This window comes from Arthrobacter sp. 10L430 (genome assembly GCF_056395245.1).
Genome location: NZ_JBFTJD010000014.1, coordinates 87,686 through 103,954 on the forward strand (window position 1 = coordinate 87,686; position 16,269 = coordinate 103,954).

At 65.9% G+C, this 16,269-nt stretch carries 14 protein-coding genes and 1 pseudogene; 9 read left to right on the forward strand and 6 right to left on the reverse strand.

What is annotated here, in order from left to right:
• Positions 1–128 precede the first annotated feature (128 nt).
• Both AC1DDG_RS13685 and AC1DDG_RS13690 read right to left on the reverse strand, forming a co-directional pair.
• Complete coding sequence (locus tag AC1DDG_RS13685; RefSeq protein ID WP_476876471.1) at positions 129–974, reverse strand: ABC transporter permease; 846 nt, start codon at positions 972–974, stop codon at positions 129–131.
• Positions 971–1,810 carry an ABC transporter ATP-binding protein gene (locus AC1DDG_RS13690; RefSeq protein ID WP_230119578.1) on the reverse strand — a complete coding sequence of 280 codons (840 nt, stop codon included), beginning with the start codon at positions 1,808–1,810 and terminating at the stop codon, positions 971–973. Before AC1DDG_RS13690 ends, AC1DDG_RS13685 begins: the two co-directional genes overlap by 4 nt.
• Positions 1,811–2,069: 259 nt before the next feature.
• Between AC1DDG_RS13690 and AC1DDG_RS13695 the strand changes: the two genes are divergently transcribed.
• The 3 genes from AC1DDG_RS13695 to AC1DDG_RS13705 all read left to right on the forward strand — a co-directional run bounded on the left by AC1DDG_RS13695 (position 2,070) and on the right by AC1DDG_RS13705 (position 5,173).
• Complete coding sequence (locus AC1DDG_RS13695) at positions 2,070–2,867, forward strand: IclR family transcriptional regulator (protein ID WP_476876472.1); 798 nt, start codon at positions 2,070–2,072, stop codon at positions 2,865–2,867.
• Positions 2,868–2,984: 117 nt separating this feature from the next.
• Entirely contained in the window at positions 2,985–4,256 is a 1,272-nt protein-coding gene (locus AC1DDG_RS13700) for a CaiB/BaiF CoA transferase family protein (RefSeq protein WP_230119580.1), read from the forward strand.
• Positions 4,256–5,173 (forward strand): hydroxymethylglutaryl-CoA lyase, encoded by a 918-nt coding sequence (locus AC1DDG_RS13705; RefSeq protein WP_476876473.1) that lies wholly within the window; start codon positions 4,256–4,258, stop codon positions 5,171–5,173. Before AC1DDG_RS13700 ends, AC1DDG_RS13705 begins: the two co-directional genes overlap by 1 nt.
• A 53-nt stretch (positions 5,174–5,226) precedes the next feature.
• On the opposite strand, the gene AC1DDG_RS13710 is transcribed toward AC1DDG_RS13705, so the two are convergent.
• Positions 5,227–5,421, reverse strand: coding sequence for a helix-turn-helix domain-containing protein (locus tag AC1DDG_RS13710; protein ID WP_230119582.1), 195 nt, complete (start codon positions 5,419–5,421; stop codon positions 5,227–5,229).
• Between the two features lie 43 nt (positions 5,422–5,464).
• Positions 5,465–5,719: a hypothetical protein gene (locus tag AC1DDG_RS13715; RefSeq protein ID WP_476876474.1), complete on the reverse strand. Its 255-nt coding sequence runs from the start codon at positions 5,717–5,719 to the stop codon at positions 5,465–5,467.
• Between the two features lie 360 nt (positions 5,720–6,079).
• Between AC1DDG_RS13715 and AC1DDG_RS13720 the strand changes: the two genes are divergently transcribed.
• Positions 6,080–6,913, forward strand: coding sequence for an IclR family transcriptional regulator (locus tag AC1DDG_RS13720; RefSeq protein ID WP_476876475.1), 834 nt, complete (start codon positions 6,080–6,082; stop codon positions 6,911–6,913).
• A gap of 76 nt (positions 6,914–6,989) precedes the next feature.
• Here AC1DDG_RS13720 and AC1DDG_RS13725 read toward each other — a convergent pair whose 3' ends face one another.
• Positions 6,990–8,519: an amino acid permease gene (locus tag AC1DDG_RS13725; protein WP_476876476.1), complete on the reverse strand. Its 1,530-nt coding sequence runs from the start codon at positions 8,517–8,519 to the stop codon at positions 6,990–6,992.
• Positions 8,520–8,748: 229 nt separating this feature from the next.
• Here AC1DDG_RS13725 and AC1DDG_RS13730 point away from each other — a divergent pair.
• The 4 genes and pseudogenes from AC1DDG_RS13730 (at position 8,749) to AC1DDG_RS13745 (ending at position 14,473) form a co-directional block, all read left to right on the forward strand.
• Positions 8,749–10,357: pseudogene (locus AC1DDG_RS13730) on the forward strand (HNH endonuclease signature motif containing protein).
• Between the two features lie 307 nt (positions 10,358–10,664).
• On the forward strand, positions 10,665–12,362 hold the full coding sequence (locus tag AC1DDG_RS13735; RefSeq protein ID WP_476876477.1) for a urocanate hydratase: 1,698 nt from the start codon (positions 10,665–10,667) through the stop codon (positions 12,360–12,362).
• A 118-nt stretch (positions 12,363–12,480) separates the two neighbouring features.
• Positions 12,481–14,073: a histidine ammonia-lyase gene (gene hutH, locus AC1DDG_RS13740; RefSeq protein ID WP_476876478.1), complete on the forward strand. Its 1,593-nt coding sequence runs from the start codon at positions 12,481–12,483 to the stop codon at positions 14,071–14,073.
• 163 nt (positions 14,074–14,236) lie between these two features.
• Positions 14,237–14,473, forward strand: coding sequence for a hypothetical protein (locus tag AC1DDG_RS13745; RefSeq protein WP_230119588.1), 237 nt, complete (start codon positions 14,237–14,239; stop codon positions 14,471–14,473).
• 130 nt (positions 14,474–14,603) lie between these two features.
• On the opposite strand, the gene AC1DDG_RS13750 is transcribed toward AC1DDG_RS13745, so the two are convergent.
• Positions 14,604–14,864, reverse strand: a complete 261-nt coding sequence (locus AC1DDG_RS13750) for a hypothetical protein (protein ID WP_230119589.1) — start codon at positions 14,862–14,864, stop codon at positions 14,604–14,606.
• Positions 14,865–15,110: 246 nt separating this feature from the next.
• Between AC1DDG_RS13750 and AC1DDG_RS13755 the strand changes: the two genes are divergently transcribed.
• The coding region (locus tag AC1DDG_RS13755) for a transglycosylase domain-containing protein (protein ID WP_476876479.1) at positions 15,111–16,269 on the forward strand (1,159 nt) is incomplete at its 3' end.

Consider the following 16,269-nt stretch of genomic DNA (forward strand, 5'->3'; position numbering starts at 1 on the left):
AAGGCAGTGATAGTGGATTGGTTTCGGCGCCGAGACTCCGGACGCCTCTTAGCGGTTGAGGACGATTGGACGGTCCAGGACGGCTGGGCTGTCTAGGAAGACTGCACTGTCTAGGAAGACTGCACTGTCTACGAAGACTGCACGGGGCGCCAGCGGAGCAGATGCCGCTCAAGTCGGTTGACGAGAAGGTCGATAATGAGGACCACGATCATCAGGATGAACATCCCGGCAAAGACGCCCTTGGTGTCGAAGACGCCCTGTGCCTGGGCGATCGCGTAGCCAACACCGGCAGACGCTCCGAGGTATTCGCCCACCACGGCGCCCGTGATGGCAAAGCCCACGCTGATGTGCAGGCTGGAGAAAATCCAGGTCAGGGCGCTGGGGATGAAAACGTGGCGGAGGAGCTGCTTCTCGGATGCCCCCAGCATCCGTGCATTGTCCACCAGTACCCGGTCAACGCTCTTGACGCCCTCAAGGGTGTTGAAGAAGACGATGAAGAACACGAGCGTGAAGCCGAACGCGACCTTGGACCAGATTCCCAGGCCGAACCAGAGCAGGAAGATCGGGGCCAGCACCACGCGGGGGAGGGCATTGAACATCTGCAGGAACGGGTCCAGCAGACGCTCGAGGAAACGCACACGGGCCAGGACGAAGCCGAGGAGAAGCCCGGCGGCAGCCCCCACCAGGAAGGCGAGGATGGCCTCCTGCATGGTGATCCACAGATGCGGGAAGACGAATCCTGAGGACACCCAGACCCAGACGGTCTGGAAGATATCCGACGGAAGCGGGAAGAAGAACTCGTCCACGATCCCGGCCCGCACGGACAGCTCCCAGGCGCCGAGGACCGCGAGGGTGAGGAGGAGTTGCGTGCTTCGCATCGCCAGCGGGGACATCTCGGTCCTGCGGGCACGCCGGCGTGTGCCGCCGTCCAGCGCCGCCGAAAGCCCGTTTTTCTTTGATCCCACGAGAGTCACGCGACTTCGCCCTCTTCCGCCATTGCCGTTTCGTACGTCTTTGAGACTTCGATCTTCAACCTGCCCCAGATCTCGCGGTGCAGGGCAACGAACTGCGGGTCATCACGGATGTCGAGCAGGTCGCGGGGGCGCGGGATGTCGATTTCGTAGCTTCCCACCACGGTGCTTCCGGGACCCGCCCCGAGGATCACCACTTCATCGGAAAGGGCGATGGCTTCGTCCAGGTCGTGTGTGATGAAGACGACGGCCTTGCCAGATTCCTGCCACAGCTGAAGGAGTTCGTTCTCCATGATCTGGCGGGTCTGCACGTCGAGTGCTGAAAATGGTTCGTCCATAAGCAGGACATCCGGGTTGACGATCCAGGCCTGCGCGATGGCTGTGCGCTTGCGCATGCCGCCGCTGAGCTGGTGCGGATAGCGATCTGCGAAATTCTTGAGGCCAACCTTCTCGAGCCAGCGCCGTGCCTCCGAATGGGCTTCCGCCTTCGGCACGCCGGCCATCGTCAGACCGAGGCTCACGTTGTCGAGCACCGTCTTCCACGGCAGGAGGGGGTCCTGCTGGAACATGTACGAGGCCCGTCGGTTGACCCCGCTCACGGGTTCCCCAAAGCTCTTCACGTCGCCTGTGCTCGGGTTCAGCAGCCCCGCCGCCATGTTGAGGATGGTGGACTTGCCGGAACCGGTGGGACCGACAATCGAGACAAACCTGCCGGGCTCGACTTTGAGGTTGATGTCGCGGACGGCGAAGTAGGTCTCACCCCCGGGCGTGGGGAACTGTTTGGTGCACCCGGTGAGTTCCACCGCGTACGTTGACGTGTCTGCCTGTGCAGCTGGCATCATTGCACTCTTTCCGGCCGGGGGTGGCCGATTGTTATCGCTGCTGATTCTTACTCGGTCGGACATTTTGTGCGTCGACTCCAGCCCCGCCGCGTCGGCTTTGACGAGCTGGGCCTGGATTGCCACATCGTGGGTTCACCATCATGATGTGGACCTGATGCTAGCAGTAACCCGGGTCACACTCAACGGCCGGCGGGAGTTTGATGGCCAAGCGGACCAATGGGCCGGCGCCTGAACCGCGGGCTCATACACTTTGTCCATGAGCCCCAACGAATCATCGGCGACGCCTTTGCTGGTACTCCGGAAGATCACGTCCATCCTGGACGCTTTTTCCCTCGCCCAGCCAGAGCTGTCCTTGGCCGAGATCCGGGCCGCGACCGGCGTGCCCCACTCAACCGTCCAGCGCCTCGTGGCGAACATGGTCCAGGAGGGCATCCTGGACCGGCACGGGGACAGATTCCGCGTGGGGGTCCGGATGGCCCACTGGGCCGCCCCGGCCACCCAGGGTCTGGACTTCCTTGAACTGCTGACGCCCGTGCTGCGGAGATTGCGTGATGACCTCGGTGAGACTGCCTGCGTTTTCCGGGAGTCGCAGGGAAAGCGGGTATGCATAGCGCTGGCGGAGACGCGGCGAATGCTCAGGAGGGTGGTGCAGGTGGGCGAAATCATGCCGCTGCACGTGGGTGCCGCAGGGCGCGTCCTCCTGGCGTGGAACCCGGACGTGGCCGATCAGGTCTACCGCTCCGGGCTCCGCTCGCTGACGGACCAGACCATCACTGACGCCGCAAACCTCGAGGCAGCAGTCGCCAGGACCAAGGCTGACGGGTTCGCCATCACCACCGGCGAGCGCGTCTCTGGCGCGAGCGGAATCTCGGCCCCGATCTTTGGGCCACAGGCCGAACTGTATGGGGCGCTCACTGTCATGGGTCCCGCCATGAGAATGCCGTACGACGTCTGCGCCTCCTGGGTTGAGCCCGTTCTTGCCGCGGCGGAAGAGTCTACGCGGGTTATCGGGGGAACAATTCCGCAGGAGGGGCTATCCACATCGTGGATTTAGGTCCACAATATGAAATAGTCTGGCGCCCGAGGAGAACTGCTCAATAGGCTCCCTGCTAACCCAATCTGTGACGCCTGCCACGGATTTTTGCCGGCGCCGGCAGAACAGGAGTCCCCAATGGTGAACGCTTCCGAGACCGGCACGCGAGGCGACGAGCCCCGCACTGCCACCGAGCCCGCCATGCGGCATGCCCCCGGGCCCTTGGCCGGCGTGCGTGTCCTTGAACTCGGGTCCCTGATTGCGGGTCCCTTCGCGGGCCGTCAACTTGCCGACTTCGGTGCGGAAGTCATCAAGATCGAATCGCCCGACAGGCCGGACCCGATGCGGGAATGGGGCAGGGCCCGGGTTCATGGGCACACGCTCTGGTGGTCCGTGCAGTCCCGCGGGAAGAAGTGCGTGACGCTCGATTTGAAATCGCCGCGCGGACGCGAGCTTTTCCTGGAACTCTGCCAGGAAGCTGACGTGATCCTGGAGAACTTCCGTCCCGGCACGCTTGAGAAGCTTGGCCTTGCCCCCGAGGAACTCTGGAAGGTTAATCCCGGGCTCATCATTGCCAGGGTGTCCGGCTATGGCCAGACGGGACCGGATGCGCAAAAGCCAGGATACGCTTCGGTGGCCGAGGCCCGGGGAGGGCTGCGTTACCTCAACGGCTATCCCGACCAGGCACCTCCGCGCACTGGCATCTCGCTCGGGGACAGCCTGGCGTCGCTCTATGCCCTGCAGGGCATTCTGCTGGCCCTGTACTGGCGGGACGCGCGGGGAGGAACGGGCCAGGTGGTGGACGTGTCCCTCGTGGAAGCATGCTTTTCACTTCTGGAAAGCGCCGTGCCCGATTACGCGGCGACCGGCGTCGTCCCGGGACCCAGCGGCTCGGGACTGAAGGGGATCGCGCCGTCGAACATCTTCCGTTCCAGTGACGGCAAGTGGGTGGTGATTGCCGCAAACCAGGACTCGGTCTTCGTGCGGCTGGCTGCCGCCATGGGACGCCCCGAATTGACGTCGGACCCGCGCTACAGCAACCACGCGGCGCGGGGCGCGCACCAGGAAGAACTGGAATCGCTGATTGCCGAATGGGCGGCCGGCTATAGCCATGACGGGCTGACCTCGCTCCTGGACCGGCACTCCGTACCGAACAGCCCGGTCAGCAGCATCGAGGACATCTTCGAGGATCCCCAGCTTCGCGCGAGGGGAATGCTGGTGGACGTACCGGACGAACAGCTGGGTACCGTGGTCCAGCCCGGAATCATTCCCAGGCTGACGCGGAGCACGGGGCAGATCGGCTGGAGCGGCCCGCTGACGCCGGGCTCCCACAACCGGGACATTTACGAGGGGCTGCTCGGGCTCTCCGACAAGGAACTGCAGGACGCCAAAGACGAAGGTGCCATCTGATGAACGATGTACAGGCCGCACGGTCCGTTTCCATTGTGGATGTCAGTCCCCGGGACGGACTTCAGAACGAGAAGGTGCCCGTCAGCACCGAGGACAAGCTGCGGCTCATCAACGAGCTCATCTCCCTGGGTGCCCGCCGGATTGAGGCCGTCAGCTTCGTAAACCCAAGGAAAGTCCCGCAGATGGCGGACGCGGATGCGGTCATGGCGGGCGTGCCCCGCGATACCGGTGCAAGCTTCATCGGGCTGGTCCTGAACACCAGGGGTGCCGTCCGTGCCGTTGACGCGGGCGTGGACGAGATGAACTACGTACTGCCGGTGACGGACGCCTTCGCCGCCGCAAACCAGAACACCACCGTGGTCGCAGCCCTCGACTCCCTGGAGGAAGTATCCTCGATCGCCGCCGCGGCTTCGATTCCGCTCACAGTGACGGCCGCCGTCGCATTTGGCTGCCCCTACCAGGGCGACGTGTCCCAGGAGCAGACCCTCTCGGTGGTCCGCAGCGCACTGCAGCGCGCGATGCTGGCTGAGGTCGCGCTCGCAGACACCATTGGCTGCGCCGTCCCGTGGCAGGTCGGCGAAGTGTTTGCCGGGCTGCGCTCGGAAACCGACGTGCGGCTGCGGGCGCATCTGCACGAGACACGCCACACCGCCCTGGCCAATACGTACGCGGCGATGGCGGCCGGCGTCGGGGTGTTCGACAGCGCGGTAGGAGGCCTGGGCGGCTGCCCCTTTGCCCCCGGTGCCGCCGGCAACGTCTCCACCGAGGACTTGGCGTGGATGCTGGGGCGTGCCGGGTTCGAAACGTCCATTGATCCGGTGCGCGCCACGGAACTCGGCCGCTGGATCTGCGCCAAAGTGGGGACGGCGCCACGCTCCGGGCTAGCGGGCGCGGGGGTCTTTCCGAAGGCTGCCTGAACCGCTGAACAGCCTGAGCCGCTGATCAGCCGGTGCGCTAATCAGCAGGTCTGCTAATCTGCCGGTGCGCCGGACTGCCGGATGTAGTCCTCCACGATCGATTCCGGGATGCGGTAGGACTTCCCGAAGCGGACGGAGGCCAGCGTCCGGGACTTGACCAGCCGGTAGACGGTCATCTTCGACACCCGCATCGCCGCCGCGACTTCTGCGATGGTCAGATAGGCGGTGGGTAAGTTTGCAATGGACATGGAAAACGCACTCCTTTGTGGGGCCGGGACGGGACGCTCTCGGCTACTCCGGCCGCCTCAGCTGCCGGTAATCGTAGAAGTACACGCGTCCGGAGGACCTCAACCCCACGGAATTGCCGTTCCTCAGCTCCACGATGCCTTCCCGCCGGCCGTTGAATGGGTCATCGGCCACCACTGCGTCGCCGATCTTGTAGGGGATGGCCGCCGTCCGTGCGCGGCTCAGGGTTTTACTCAGGAAACCGGACAGCCGTCCGGCTCGGATGGAGGCAGCCGGGGCTTCGGCGGTGAACTGGGTCATCGGAACCACTCCTTCGCAGTGTGACCATTCGTCGATTCACTGGCGGTGCGGATCCGGTAGCGATTGTCGGAGAGTTCTCCAAGCCGGGGTGCACCGTGGGAACAACACTAGACAGCGCACCCAAGAGGCACACGAGTAGCAACTACCCCAATTTTCCCAGCGGCAACACTTGCTCTCCTGGGTACTACCTGCCTCTGGAGACCGTCGCGGCCGAACGGCGGCGGATGCTCCGCTGAGCGCCGTCTGGTATTCCAGACACCTCGGCGCCACAGCCTAGTACTTAGACCCGGCGGAAGGTGCACGATTAAGTACGGTATCCCGGACTCGACTTCATTCCGGAACCTGAACGACGGAGGAAAAATGACAGCGGTCGTACCCCTGCAAAGGGAAGCAGCGGCTCCGGCAAAGGCGGCGAAGGCGGCGACGAAAGTCCCGGCGGCAGAAAATACGCTTCGCATTCTCAAACTGCTGGCCTCCAAACGCGGGCCGATGGCGGCGTCGAACATTGCCACCGCCCTGGGACTGCCGCGTTCCAGCGTCTATCACCTCCTGGGCGTGATGGAGGCGAACGGCTTCGTCCTGCACCTCCACGAGGAGCAGCGCTACGGCCTCGGCATCAGCGCCTTCGAGCTCAGCTCCGCGTATTCGCGGCAGGAACCGCTGTCCCGGCTGGGGCGGCCGGTGCTGGCCTCGCTCGTGGACGCGATCGGCGAAAGCGCGCACCTCGCGGTCCTGCACGGGCGCGACGTCCTGTACATCGTGGAGGAGCGGGCCAAGAACCGGCCGTCGCTGGTGACCGACGTCGGCGTCCGGCTTCCGAGCCATCTCACCGCCAGCGGCCGTGCCATCCTTGCCGCGCTGCCGAAGTCCCAGGTGCGGGCGCTCTATCCGAACGCTGCCGCGTTCAGCGCCAGGCACGAGGTGGAGGGCGCCATTATGAAGTACTCGGCGCTGTCCTCGCATCTTGACCAGGTCCGCCAGCGCGGCTATGCCACGGAACATGGTGAAGTCACGCCGGGCTTCGGCTCCATCGCCGCCGCCGTCACGGATCACCTGGGATGGCCGACGGCGGCAGTCGCCGTCACGTTCCTCGAGGACAAACTGCCGGCGGACCAGTGGCCGGCGCTCGCCGCCCGGGTGCAGAGGGTGGCCAACGAGCTGTCGGTCCGGATCCACGGCCGCCCGGCGCAGTAGTACTGCGCCGGGCGGGCGATGGCCGGCAGCTGTGCAGCCCGCGGCCGGGCGCCTGTGCGTTGCCCGGCGGAACGTTTTACCGCCGGGCGTGTGTGGAGGATGCGCTGGCCGCGTCCACAACCGGGAGGGACGCGGTCTCATCCACGAGCTCCGCGCGGGCCAGGCCATGGCCGCGGACCCACAAGCGGTAGGCCAGCAACAGCAGGCCCAGCCAGACGGCGCCCACGTAAAGCGCCACCCGGGTGTCTTCGAAAACTCCCAGGACGGCGATCACCACGGCCATGAAGCCGATGGTCAGGACCGACGCCGCGGGCCACCAGGGGGAAGGGAATTCCGACGCCGGCAGGCCGCTGCGGGCGATCTCGCGCTTCATCGCGACATGGGAGGCGAGGATCATCACCCAGACCCACACTGTGGCGAAGGTGGCGATCGAGGCGATCAGCACGAAGACGTCCTCCGGAATGACGGCGTTCAGGACCACGCCCACCAGCAGAATGCCGGTCATCATCACCACCGTCATCCACGGCACCCCGTGGCGGGACACCTTCGCGAAGCTCTGTGGGGCGTGGCCCTGGCGCGCCAGGCCGAACAGGATGCGCCCGGCCCCGAAGATGTCACTGTTGATCGCGGACAGCGCCGCCGTGATCACCACTGCGTTAAGAATGTGCGGTGCGGCCGGAATGCCCAGCCCGCTGAAGATCTGTACAAACGGGCTGCCGCCGCTGCCGATTTCGTTCCACGGAGACAGGCTCATCAGCACACCCAGGGTCAGCACATAAAACAGGAGCACGCGGACGGGTACGGTGTTGACGGCCTTCGGGATCACCTTTTTGGGGTCGGCCGCTTCACCGGCGGTGATGCCGATCGTTTCGATCCCGCCGAAGGCGAACATCACGACGGCGAACGAGGCCAGGAGCCCTTCGAAGCCGTTGGGGAAAAGGCCGCCGTGTTCGACGAGGTTGCCCAGCCCGGGAGCCACCGTGGACCCTCCGGTGTGGAAGCCGAAGACAATGATGGCGGCGCCGCCGGCGATCATGCCGATGATGGCCGCGACTTTGATCAGGGAGAACCAGAACTCCAACTCGCCGAAAACCTTGACGCTCAGCAGGTTAAGTGCGGCCAGGAAGAAGATGATGGCCAGGACCCAGATCCAGCGTTCAACCTCCGGGAACCAGAAGCCCATGTAGATGCTGAATGCCGTGACATCAGCAATGGCCACGATCGCCATCTCGAAGACGTAGGTCCAGCCGGTCACGAAACCGGCGAACGGGCCCAGATACCGGCTGGCGTACTGGCCGAAGGAGCCGGAAACGGGATGCCGCACGGCCATTTCTCCGAGGGCGCGCATCACCATGAAGACCGCCGCGCCGCCGATCATGTAGGCCAGCAGCACGGCCGGCCCGGCCTTTTGGATGGCGGAAGCGGAGCCGTAGAACAGTCCCGTGCCAATTGCCGATCCCAGGGCCATAAAACGGATGTGGCGGACGTTGAGACCACGGTGCAGAACGGTTTCGACGGCGGCGCTGACTGCTGTGCCAGCGGTCCCGGCGGGTTTTCCGTCGGTTCCGTCCAGTGCCGGCTTGGTTGCTGTTGGGGCTTGTTGCATGCGAATACCTTCTCGTCATTGGGAGGGGGATCGCTATCCAGCAGACCATGTTTGGCGAAGCTGTGATGAGGCTCACGGGCAGTTCGTGTCTTCGATTTCAGACTGCCCTGCGAACTATCGGGATCGTCGGCAGTGCGGAGCACCAGGCGTCGGGACCCGGCCGGGCCACTAAGAGACCGGGCTCGGCCCACGCCGCTATATTGTCTGTGCCTCGTGAAATGCTTCGGGTATGGAAAGCAGTGCGGTTGTGGAGACAGTGGAGGCCATCGATGCTTCTGTCGCTGCGCTGGCTGTTCTTGTCCGACGCGGGGCGGGAATCGTGGTCTCGGCCGGGGGCGATCCGCTGCAGGAGCAGGCGGACGGGTGCCTGGACGGCCTGGCTGAGGTGGCCAGGATTGAAGCCCGCCTGGCAGCTCTGAAAGTGCATCTTGCCGCCGGTTACGCGGCTACGGCCAAGGCCATGGCGCCGCCGCCGGTGTCCCGGCAGGAAAGTACCGCCCGGGACATGGCTGTGACTGCTGAGGTCGCCTGTGTCCTGACGGTCAGTGAAAGCGCCGCGGGTGCCCTGCTGTACGAGGCATCCGTCTTGACGGCCGGCCTGCAGATGACATTATCCGCGCTGCAGGCGGGCAGCATTTCATGGCAGCATGCCCGGATCGTGGCGGACGAAACCACGAACCTCGGCACGGCCGGAGCGGTGGCGCTGGAGGCGCATTTCCTGGACCCTGGTGCACCGAATCCGGCGCGGGGCTGCCCGGCCGGCGAGCTGGTCCCTTCCCGGTTCCGCGCGAAGGTCCGTTCTTGGCGGGAGCGGCACCACCCGGTCAGCATCGAAAAACGCCACATCCGCAGTGCTGCGGACCGGCGAGTGGAGTACACCCCGGACCGGGACGGCATGGCCTGGCTCTCGGCCTACCTGCCCGCTGACCAGGCCGCCGGGATCTGGGACCCGCACCACCGCCGCCGCACGGGCTCTGCAGGGGCAGGGCGAGGCGAGGACCCTCACCCAGCTCCGCGCCGATATCGCCGCGACCTGGCTCCTCACGGCAGGCCTCGAAGAAACACTGGCCGGCACGGCCGACGAGGCCGTCGACGGCGCACCGGGGCGTGCCGGGAGCGGCGGCGCTGCGGGCGGCCCGGTGATTGGCCCCCGGAGCGGCCCCACCGGCGCCAGTACTGTTGAGGGCGCGTTCGGTGGCTGCGTGCCGGCCGGTGGTGTGCCGTCGCCGGCAGCACAGGTCCTGATCACGGTTCCGGTGTTCTCGCTGCTGGGCCTGACCGAGGAGCCGGCCATGCTGGATGGGTACGGGCCGGTGCCGCCGTCCATGGCTCGTCGGCTCGTCGCCGAGGGGGCGTCGTCGTTCCTGAGGGTGCTGACCGACCCTCGTGATGGTGCACCGCTGGAGATCGGACGGACCAGCTACCGCGTTCCCACGGCGCTGCGACGATGGCTACGGCTAAGGGACGGGAAATGCTCGTTTCCCGGCTGCAGCAGCCAGTCCCTGGACAACGAAGCGGACCACCTCCTCGCCTGGTCCGACGGCGGGACCACCGGAATCAGCAACCTGGGCCAACCCTGCCCGAAACACCACCGGCTTAAACATGCTTCGGCATGGACACCTACCGCCGCTAGCGCCAACGACCCGCCGCGCTGGACCTCACCCACCGGACGCCACTGCGCCAGCGGACAACCCGACTGGGAACCACCACTCTGGCCACCGCAAATCCTGGCCGTGCTCAACGACCCGGCCACACTCAATGGTCTTTGCGCCGGCGTGCCCGAAAACCCCGCCCTGCCCGAACCGCCCGACGACGGGGATGTCCGCGCAGCAGCCTAAACGTGCAGCCTGAACGTAGGGGCCTCAGTGTTATTTGCCCGGCGTTCTACGCCTGCCCATCTGCCGGTTCGGTGGTAGCTGGCAGGCCTGGCTCAGCGGTAGCCCGTGGCGTCTGCTGGCAGCACGTTCAAAGGGGCCCCTTGCGGCAATTGACCGCGACGGATACCTGCCATGGTTTTTGATGAGCGGCCTTGTCTGGAATACCGGACAGGTGCGCTCTGAAACCCCTGTTTACGCCGCCGGGGAGGGGCTTTAGTAGATACAGAAGCACTCCGCTCTCCCAAAACAGCAACACGAAGGAGCCATCATGGCACCCGCCGATTTCACCACCGGTGCCCGCCCGGTCAAAGCAGCCCGCGGCACCGAGCTCACCGCCAAGTCCTGGCAGACGGAAGCCCCCCTGCGCATGCTCATGAACAACCTGGATCCGGAAGTCGCCGAGCGCCCGGATGACCTGGTGGTCTACGGCGGCACCGGCCGGGCGGTCCGGTCCTGGGCCGCGTTCGATGCCATCACCCGCACCCTGGAGACCATGGAGAAGGACGAGACCCTGCTGGTCCAGTCCGGCAAGCCGGTCGGGGTCTTCCGCACCAACGAGTGGGCGCCGCGCGTGCTCCTGGCCAACTCCAACCTCGTGGGCGACTGGGCGAACTGGCCCGAGTTCCGCCGGCTCGAGGCCGAGGGCCTGATGATGTACGGTCAGATGACCGCCGGCTCATGGATCTACATCGGCACCCAGGGCATCCTGCAGGGCACCTTCGAAACCTTCGCGGCCATCGCCCGCAAGCTCACCGGCGATGAGAACGGCACGCTCGCCGGCACCCTGACGCTCACCGGCGGCTGCGGCGGCATGGGCGGCGCCCAGCCCCTCGCCGTCACGCTGAACGACGGCGCCTGCCTGATTGTCGACGTCGACGAGACCCGCCTGCGCCGCCGTGCCGGCAAGCGCTACCTCGACGAAGTAGAAACCGACCTCGACGCCGCGATCGCCAAGGTCCTGGCGGCCAAGGAAGAACGCCGCGGCTGGTCCGTCGGCTACGTCGGCAACGCCGCCGAGGTCTTCCCGGAGATCCTGCGCCGCCACCACGCCGGCGAACTCACCGTGGACATTGTCACCGACCAGACCTCCGCCCACGACCCCCTGTCCTACCTGCCCGAAGGCATCACCGTGGCCGAATGGCAGGCCGAGGCTGCCGCGGACCCGGAAGGGTTCACCAAGAAGGCCCAGGCCTCGATGGCCAGGCACGTCCAGGCCATGGTCGAATTCCAGGATGCCGGCGCCGAGGTCTTCGACTACGGCAATTCGATCCGTGACGAGGCCCGCAAGGGCGGCTACGACCGCGCGTTCGAGTTCCCCGGCTTCGTCCCGGCCTACATCCGTCCGCTGTTCTGCGAGGGCCTGGGCCCGTTCCGCTGGGTGGCGCTCTCCGGGGACCCGGAGGACATCGCCGTCACGGACAAGGCCATCAAGGAACTCTTCCCCGAGAACAAGCACCTGCACCGCTGGATCGACGCCGCCGCCGAGCGCGTCGAGTTCGAGGGCCTGCCGGCCCGCATCTGCTGGCTGGGCTACGGCGAACGCGCCAAAGCCGGCCTGCTGTTCAACCAGCTCGTCAAGGAAGGCAAGGTCAAGGCCCCCATCGTGATCGGCCGCGACCACCTCGACTCCGGCTCCGTGGCCTCCCCGTACCGCGAGACCGAGGCCATGGCCGACGGCTCCGACGCGATCGCCGACTGGCCGCTGCTCAACGCCCTGCTCAACACCGCCTCCGGCGCCACCTGGGTCTCGATCCACCACGGCGGCGGCGTCGGCATCGGCCGCTCCATCCACGCCGGCCAGGTCTCCGTCGCCGACGGCACCGACCTCGCCGCGCAGAAACTCGAACGGCTCCTCACCAACGACCCCGGCATGGGCGTCATCCGCCACGCCGACGCCGGCTACGACCGCGCCCTCGAAGTCGCCAACGAACGCGGCGTCCGCATCCCCATGTCAGAAACCCGCTAACCCCAGCTCGCGAAAACCTCGTCGATTGCTCCGTAGGTGCCGTTTTGAGCCTTGAAAAGGGCCGTTACGGAGCAATCGATCGGAGGACCGGCTAACAATTAGACCTAGGTAGATATCAATGACCATCACAACGCAAGCACCCCTGACAGTCACCCTCGGCTCCAGCGGAGTGACCCCCGAGGACGTCGTCGCCGTCGCGCGCCACGACGCGAAGGTGACCATCTCCACCGAAGCGCTGGAGACGGTGGCCAAGGTCCGGGCCCACATCGACGACCTCGCCTCCAGCGACGTCCCCGCATACGGAATCTCAACGGGCTTTGGGGCTCTGGCCAACCGGCACATCCCCAATGAGCTGCGCACCCAGTTGCAGAAATCGCTCATCCGCAGCCACGCCGCCGGCATGGGCCCGGCCGTGGAGCGCGAAGTGGTCCGCGGCATCATGTTCCTGCGGGCCAAGACCCTCGCGTCCGGCCGCACCGGTGTCCGTCCGGTGGTGCTGCAGACGATGGTGGACGTGCTCAACGCAGGCATCACCCCCGTCGTCCGCGAGTTCGGTTCGCTGGGCTGCTCGGGCGACCTCGCGCCTCTTTCGCACTGCGCGCTCGTGCTGATGGGCGAGGGCGAGGCGACGGGACCAGACGGCGAGCTCTACGGAGCCAAAGGCAGCCGCCCGGTCGCCGACCTCCTCGCCGCACACGGGATCGCACCCGTCACGCTCGCGGAGAAGGAGGGCCTGGCACTCGTCAACGGCACCGAGGGCATGCTCGGAATGCTCCTCATGGCCATCGCGGACATCCGGCAACTGCTGACGACGGCGGATATCACCGCCGCCCTCAGCGTCGAGGCGCTGCTCGGCACCGATCAGGTGTTCCTGCCGGAACTCCACGCGGCCCTGCGGCCGCACCCGGGCCAGGCTGCCAGCGCGGACAACATGCTGCGGGTGCTGTCCCATTCCCCGATTGTGGCCTCCCACCGGGTGGGGGACTCCAAGGTGCAGGACGCGTACTCGCTGCGTTGCGCACCCCAGGTGGCCGGGGCGGTCCGGGACACCGTGGACCACGCCGCCCTCGTGGCCTCGCGCGAACTGGCAGCCGCCATCGACAACCCGGTGGTGCTTCCGGACGGCCGCGTCTCCTCCAACGGCAACTTCCACGGCGCTCCGGTGGCGTACGTGCTGGACTTCCTGGCCATCGCTGTGGCCGACCTGAGCTCCATTGCCGAACGGCGCACGGACCGCATGCTGGATCCCGCACGCTCCCACGGCCTGCCCGCATTCCTCGCCGGTGATCCGGGCGTGGACTCGGGGCTGATGATTGCGCAGTACACGCAGGCGGGGCTGGTCTCTGACAACAAGCGGCTTGCGGTTCCGGCCTCGGTGGACTCCATTCCGAGCTCCGCCATGCAGGAGGACCACGTGTCCATGGGCTGGCATGCCGCACGCAAGCTCCGGAAGGCAGTGGAGAACCTGCGCCGTGTCCTGGCGATCGAACTCGTGACGTCTGCCCGGGCCATCGACATGCGCACGCAGCTTTCCGGCGGTGAACTGACTCCGGGTCCGGCCGGTACCGCCGTCGTCTCCGCGCTGCGCAACGTCGTCGACGGTCCGGGGACGGACAGGTTCCTGTCGCCGGAACTGGAAGCGGCGGACCTGCTGGTGGCGTCCGGCGAGGTGCGGGCGGCAGCCGAATCCGCCGTCGGAATCCTTGCCTGAGGCAGAACAATATGCGGCGCCGGGAAACATTTCCCGGCGCCGCCGAAATACTCTGCAACGCTCCGGGAACGAGCCCGCCGAGTGTAGTAGAACTGAAGGTGTAGTGAAAGTCACATCGACGATGCTGTGGCGGAAGAACATCCACAAAGGGGTAGAAGTTCAAATGAAAGCACGCGGGGCAGTCCTGTCCAGGCGCATCGCACACGCTGCAACGGTTTCCAACTGGGGATCATTGCGGCCGGGCGAGCGGGTCGAAATCCTCAAGCATGCGCATGTCATTGCGGCAGGCGAGGTTGAGGAGATTTCGCGGAGCGGCAACGTTCTCTGGCTCGTAGGCAGCGGGCATTCGGAGACGCAGCCCTACATGAAGTCCGACGGCGTGCAGGTCCGCCGGGCCTAACGCATGTGGTCCGAACCTAACGCACGTGGCAGGACCTGTCAGTAAAAGGGTTTAGGCACAAGACAGCCCCCGGCCCTGGGACCGCCCGCTTTTCAGCGGGGCGAGACCAGGGGCGGGGGCTCTTTGCGTGTTAAGCTGCGATGTCCTCGTGGGTTTCGCCAAAGGGGACGGAATCGTCGAGGGCGACGGTGTACCGGCCGGGTTCAAGCCGGGTCACGCGGATGCCGCAGGTGCCTTCTTGGGCAGCTGCTTCGATCAGGGCTTCAACCGCATTTTCCAAGCCCTCGTGGACCTGGTCCGCGCTGGTGAAGGCCAGGTGGATGGACCGGGAAGCCGACGAGCCTAACGCGGGAGACGAAGCGGTTGGGCGCTCCATTGTTGCTGTGCTCATGTGCCAAACTTTCTGTGATTCGTGCCGATGCCGGAGACTATTCTACCCGCCCGTCGGGTCAGACGTAAGATGACTGGCATTTGACAGCCGCCTTGACCGGCATTGTCTTGTCCTTTTGGCCCGTCCCGTTACGGCGGGACTCACGGCCGGATTTGGAGCGCCCGCCGGGCGGGGCGGCCGGATGTGGATCGGGTAACGGGCGGCGCGTATCCTGAAATCAAGCGGGATGCGTGGTGAGCTGGAAGCATGGCACTGAAGAGGTTTTTGTCCCGGGCAGCCCGGGCCCTGGCGGGGATGCTCGGGTTCGTGGTCGTGAGCGGTATCTGCGGGGTCCTGGTGGCAAGCTTCATCGTGCCGGCGGCCGCCTTGGCCGGCACCGGGGTGAGCCGGTCGATCTCCTACTTCAACAGCCTTCCAACCGACCTGGCGGTGCAAACGCCGGCGCAAACCACCAGGATGGTGACCGCGGACGGAAAGCTGATCGCCAGTTTCTATGACGAAAACCGGGTGCGGGTCCCGCTCAAAAACATGTCTCCGTTCATCAGGAACGCGCTCGTGGCCATCGAGGACAGCCGTTTCTACGAGCACAGCGGAGTGGACACCCAGGGTGTTCTCCGGGCGCTGACCAGCAACATCACCCGCGGAGAGCGGCAGGGGGCGTCCACCCTCACCCAGCAGTACGTCACCAACGTGGCCAACGAGTCCCTGATATCCGCAGGACGCGAGGACCAGGTGGTCCTCAGCGGCCAGAAGAGCATGGGGGACAAGCTGCGCGAGATGCGGCTCGCCATGGCGCTGGAAAAGAAGTACACGAAGGACCAGATCCTCGAGGGTTACCTCAACATCGTCTTCTTCAACCGCAACGCGTATGGCATCGAGGCGGCCGCCCAGTACTTCTTCAGCGTTCCGGCCAGCAAACTCACCCTGCCCCAGGCGGCCCTGCTGGCCGGGCTGGTCAACAGCCCCAGCTTCTATGATCCGGTGACCAATCCGAAGAACTCCGTCAAGCGGCGCAACCAGGTCCTGGACGCGATGCTGGAACAGGGCAAGATCACCAAGAAACAGCATGACGCCGCCAAAGCCTCCGGCGTGGGCCTGAAGGTCAGGCCGTCCCGGCAGGGTTGTGCCGCCGCCGCGATAGCCCCGTACTTCTGCGACTACGTCACCCATCTGATCCTGAACAACCCGGCGTTTGGCCCGGACACCCAGGCACGCGAGCAAAAGCTGTACCGTGGCGGGCTGACCATCACCACCACGCTGGACAGCAGGCTGCAGGCGGCCGCGCAGGCACAGGTGGACTCGACGGCCGGGGCCAATCCGGCCAAATGGGGCTCGTCCCTGGTCTCCGTCCAGCCGGGAACCGGCAAGATCCTCGCCATGGCGCAGAATACGGTGTTCCTTCCCC

Bases quoted from the DNA above. Each gene is read 5' to 3' on its own strand.
- AC1DDG_RS13720 (WP_476876475.1), top strand. From the start codon at position 6,080: ATGACAGCGGTCGTACCCCTGCAAAGGGAAGCAGCGGCTCCGGCAAAG.
- AC1DDG_RS13745 (WP_230119588.1), top strand. From the start codon at position 14,237: ATGAAAGCACGCGGGGCAGTCCTGTCCAGGCGCATCGCACACGCTGCA.
- AC1DDG_RS13715 (WP_476876474.1), bottom strand. From the start codon at position 5,719: ATGACCCAGTTCACCGCCGAAGCCCCGGCTGCCTCCATCCGAGCCGGA.
- AC1DDG_RS13725 (WP_476876476.1), bottom strand. From the start codon at position 8,519: ATGCAACAAGCCCCAACAGCAACCAAGCCGGCACTGGACGGAACCGAC.
- AC1DDG_RS13695 (WP_476876472.1), top strand. From the start codon at position 2,070: ATGAGCCCCAACGAATCATCGGCGACGCCTTTGCTGGTACTCCGGAAG.
- AC1DDG_RS13705 (WP_476876473.1), top strand. From the start codon at position 4,256: ATGAACGATGTACAGGCCGCACGGTCCGTTTCCATTGTGGATGTCAGT.
- AC1DDG_RS13735 (WP_476876477.1), top strand. From the start codon at position 10,665: ATGGCACCCGCCGATTTCACCACCGGTGCCCGCCCGGTCAAAGCAGCC.
- AC1DDG_RS13700 (WP_230119580.1), top strand. From the start codon at position 2,985: ATGGTGAACGCTTCCGAGACCGGCACGCGAGGCGACGAGCCCCGCACT.
- AC1DDG_RS13750 (WP_230119589.1), bottom strand. From the start codon at position 14,864: ATGAGCACAGCAACAATGGAGCGCCCAACCGCTTCGTCTCCCGCGTTA.
- hutH (WP_476876478.1), top strand. From the start codon at position 12,481: ATGACCATCACAACGCAAGCACCCCTGACAGTCACCCTCGGCTCCAGC.
- AC1DDG_RS13690 (WP_230119578.1), bottom strand. From the start codon at position 1,810: ATGCCAGCTGCACAGGCAGACACGTCAACGTACGCGGTGGAACTCACC.
- AC1DDG_RS13710 (WP_230119582.1), bottom strand. From the start codon at position 5,421: ATGTCCATTGCAAACTTACCCACCGCCTATCTGACCATCGCAGAAGTC.